Source organism: Kitasatospora sp. NPDC059571 (assembly GCF_042735675.1).
Classification (GTDB): Bacteria; Actinomycetota; Actinomycetes; order Streptomycetales; family Streptomycetaceae; genus Kitasatospora.
The window spans coordinates 1-3404 of sequence record NZ_JBHWBW010000320.1; the positions used below are offsets into that span (position 1 = coordinate 1).

Genomic DNA, 3404 nt, shown 5'->3' on the forward strand with positions numbered 1-3404 from the left:
GCCCCGGGCGCGGTGCCGCCGCCCGGCCGGCCCGGTCCGCCGTCCGCGGAGGAGCACGCGACGACGCTGCTGCCGCCGGTGACCGGCGAGGAGAGTCCGCTCGCCCGCCCGTACATCACGGCGTCGCCGCCCGCCCCGGGGTTCCCGGCCCCGGGTGCGCCGACGGCCGTCGGCGCACCGCCGTTCCCCGGTCCTCAGCCGGGTTTCCCGCCCGCCGCCCCGTCCGGTGCGCAGCCTTTCCCCGGTCCGCCGCCCGGTTTCCCGCCGGCGTCCGGCGTACCGCAGCAGGGCTTCCCCGGCCAGGGCTTTGCCGACCAGCGTGCGGCGCCGTTCCCCGGCCAGGGCTTCCCGGGCCAGGGCCCGGCGGGCGGGCCGCCGTTCGGCGGCGGGTACGACGGACAGCCGCCGGGAACGGCGCAGGCCCACGGCGGGCAGCCGTACCCCTACGAGGACCTGGACTACTCCGAGGAGGCGCCCCGGCGGCGGACGGGGCTGCTGGTCGGCGCCGGCGTCGCCGTGGTGGTGCTGCTCGGCGGCGGTACGGTCTGGGCGCTGCAGGGCTCCGGCTCGGACGGCGGCGGCAGGGCCGCCGCGGCCGCCACCGGCCCGGCGAGCCCCGCGGCGAGCGCCCCCGGTGCGGCGGCGGGCGGTGCGCCGAGCCCCGGCGGTCCGTCCTCCGGCGCCGCGAGTGCGTCCCCGAGTGCGGGGGCGGGCGCGGCGGCCCAGGCGAAGGCGCTGGACGCGCTGCTGGCCCGCGGCGAGAGCGCGAAGGCGCCGATCGGCAGCGCGGTGGCGAAGGTCACCAGCTGCCCGGCGAAGGCGGAGATCGACAGCGCCGCGCAGGTCTTCGACGACGGTGCCAGCCAGCGCGACCAGCTGGTCACCGACCTCGCCAAGCTGGACCTCGGCGACCTGCCGGGCGGCTCCGACGCCGCCGCCCTGCTCAAGACGGCCTGGCAGCAGTCGGGCGACATCGACCGGGCGTACGCGGCCTGGGCCAGGACCGTGAGCAGCCAGGGCTGCAGCGGCAGCACCGCACCGAACACCTCCGACCGCAAGCGTGCCAACGACCTCAACCCGCAGGCCACCCAGTCGAAGAAGGACTTCGTGGCGAAGTGGAACGCGATCGCCTCCACCTACGGGCTGACCGAGCGCACCTGGGACAGGATCTGAACCACCCGATGACCGGCACCACCACTGAGAACCAGCAGCCCGGGCGCCCCCGTCGCGCCGCCCGTCTCCGGATCGCCGTGCTCGCCTGCACGGTGCCGGCCCTGTGCGTGGCCGGATGGTACGGCCGCCAGGCGCTGGCGGACGGCCACGGCGCCCGGCCGGCGGCCGTCGCGCCGTCGGTGGGCGAGCCGTCCGACGGGACGCGCTCCCTCCCGCCGTCGACGGACGACGCGTCCGGCAGCCCGTCGTCGGCGGACGCGGGCGGGTCCCCGTCCGCGGGATCGGGCGGCCCGGCCGGCTCCGGCCCGCTGGCCGGGCGGACGGTGCTGCTCGACCCCGGGCACAACACCGGCAACGCCGCGCACACCACCGAGATCAACCGGCCGGTGGACATCGGCAACGCGCGCAAGGAGTGCGACACCACCGGCACGTCGACCAACGCCGGCTACAGCGAGGCCGAGTACACCCTGGACGTGGTGCACCGGGCCCGGGAGATCCTGCGGGCGCGCGGGGCGAACGTCGTGCTGACCCAGGACGGCGACCGGCCGTGGGGGCCGTGCATCGACGAGCGGGCCCGGATCGGGAACACCGCCAAGGCCGACGCCGCGGTGTCGGTGCACGCCGACGGCGCGCCCGGGTCGGCCCACGGCTTCCACGTGATCATGCCGGGCAAGGTGGTGGCGGGTGCCGCCGACACGTCCGGGATCGTCGACCCGTCGCAGCGGCTGGGCGTGCTGCTGCGGGACACCTTCAAGGCGGGCACCGGCGAGCCGTACGCCACGTACATCGGCAAGGACGGCCTGGACACCCGCACCGACCTGGGCGGGCTGAACCTCTCCCGGGTGCCGAAGGTGTTCATCGAGTGCGGCAACATGCGCAACGCCGAGGACGCCGGGCGGATGACGGACCCTCAGTGGCGGCAGAAGGCCGCCCAGGCGGTCGCCGACGCGCTCACCGCCTACCTGACGGCCGGGCACTGACCGCGCCCGCCGGGTGCCGGGTCCGGCGCTCCGCCGCCCGGTTCGGCCGTCGCGGGGATTCTGCGGGGAAATCCGGGGTATCCCCGGGGCGCTGTGCGCTGCGCACCGGCCGGGGCCTAGGCTCTTGGCCGTCAGGGCACATCCGTACGCTCGCCCGGCACCCTGACCCTGCAGTCCACGACACACACCAACGAGGGGAACGCTTGTGAATCTGCGCGCTCTCACGCGGGGAGACGCCGCCGTCGCAGGTGCGGCCGTGGTGCTCTTCATCGCGTCCTTCCTGCCGTACCTGACCGTCGACATCTGCATCCTCGGGAAGTGCAGCTCGTCGTCGAACAACGCGTGGGAGTCCGCGCTCTTCCCGCTGCTGCCGTCGGTGTTCCTGCTGGGCATCATCGCGGCCGCCCTGATCCTCGTGCAGCGGCTGCAGGGCGCGGCCGTCGCCGACCGCCAGGTCCTCGGGCTGCGGCTGGACCAGTGGGGCACCGCGCTGGCGGTGGCCTCGTTCTGGTCCGCGCTGTGGTCGATCGGCGGCGGCTCGGACGCCACCGGCCACGGCATCGGCGCCTGGCTGGCGCTGCTCGCCACCCTGGTGCTGGCCGGCGCGGCCGCCGCGGGCCCGCTGGTGCCCGCGCTCCAGGCTCCGCTGCTGAGCGACAAGCCGGCCTCCCCGGCCGTCCCGGCCGCGCAGGGCTACCAGGGCTTCCCGCAGGGCGCGGGCCAGCCCGGCCAGCAGGGCCAGTACGGCTACCCGGGTGCGGCCCAGCCGGGCCAGGCCGGTGCGGCGCAGGCCCCGCTCTACGGCGACCAGGCGCAGCAGGGCGGCTACGGCTACCCGGGCGCGGCGCAGGCCGCGCAGGCGCACGGCGCCCCGGCGCCGACCGCCGTCCAGCCGGCGGTGCAGGAGCACGCCGCCCCGGCCGCGCCGTTCCAGCCGTTCTGGTTCGCGGTGCCGGCGGTCCGCCCGCTGGCGAACAAGGACAACCCGTCGGGCCCGCCGGTCGGCGAGCTGGTGCCGGGCACCTGGTACCTGGCGGTCGAGCAGCGCGGCACCGCGCTGGTCGCGCAGCTGCAGGACGGCTCGCACGGCCTGCTCGGCGACACCTCGGGCATTCAGCGCGGCTGACGCTCCGGCAGTGACGAACGTGGGGGGGGGGGGGGCGGGCCCCGCCCCCCCCCCCCCCCCGCCCGGGGGGGGGGGGGGGGGGCCGCGGCGGGCCCCCCCCCCCGCGCCCACGCGCGCGCCCGCGA

At 77.4% G+C, this 3404-nt stretch carries 2 protein-coding genes and 1 pseudogene; all 3 read left to right on the forward strand.

The window, feature by feature from the left end:
* Positions 1-1173 (forward strand): annotated as a pseudogene (locus ACFV0G_RS27735) (hypothetical protein); the annotation flags it as partial.
* A gap of 8 nt (positions 1174-1181) precedes the next feature.
* Entirely contained in the window at positions 1182-2153 is a 972-nt protein-coding gene (locus ACFV0G_RS27740) for an N-acetylmuramoyl-L-alanine amidase (RefSeq protein WP_380553623.1), read from the forward strand.
* Between the two features lie 256 nt (positions 2154-2409).
* Positions 2410-3279, forward strand: coding sequence for a hypothetical protein (locus tag ACFV0G_RS27745; protein ID WP_380553626.1), 870 nt, complete (start codon positions 2410-2412; stop codon positions 3277-3279).
* The last annotated feature ends 125 nt before the right edge of the window (positions 3280-3404 follow it).

Bases quoted from the DNA above. Each gene is read 5' to 3' on its own strand.
- ACFV0G_RS27740 (WP_380553623.1), top strand. From the start codon at position 1,182: ATGACCGGCACCACCACTGAGAACCAGCAGCCCGGGCGCCCCCGTCGC.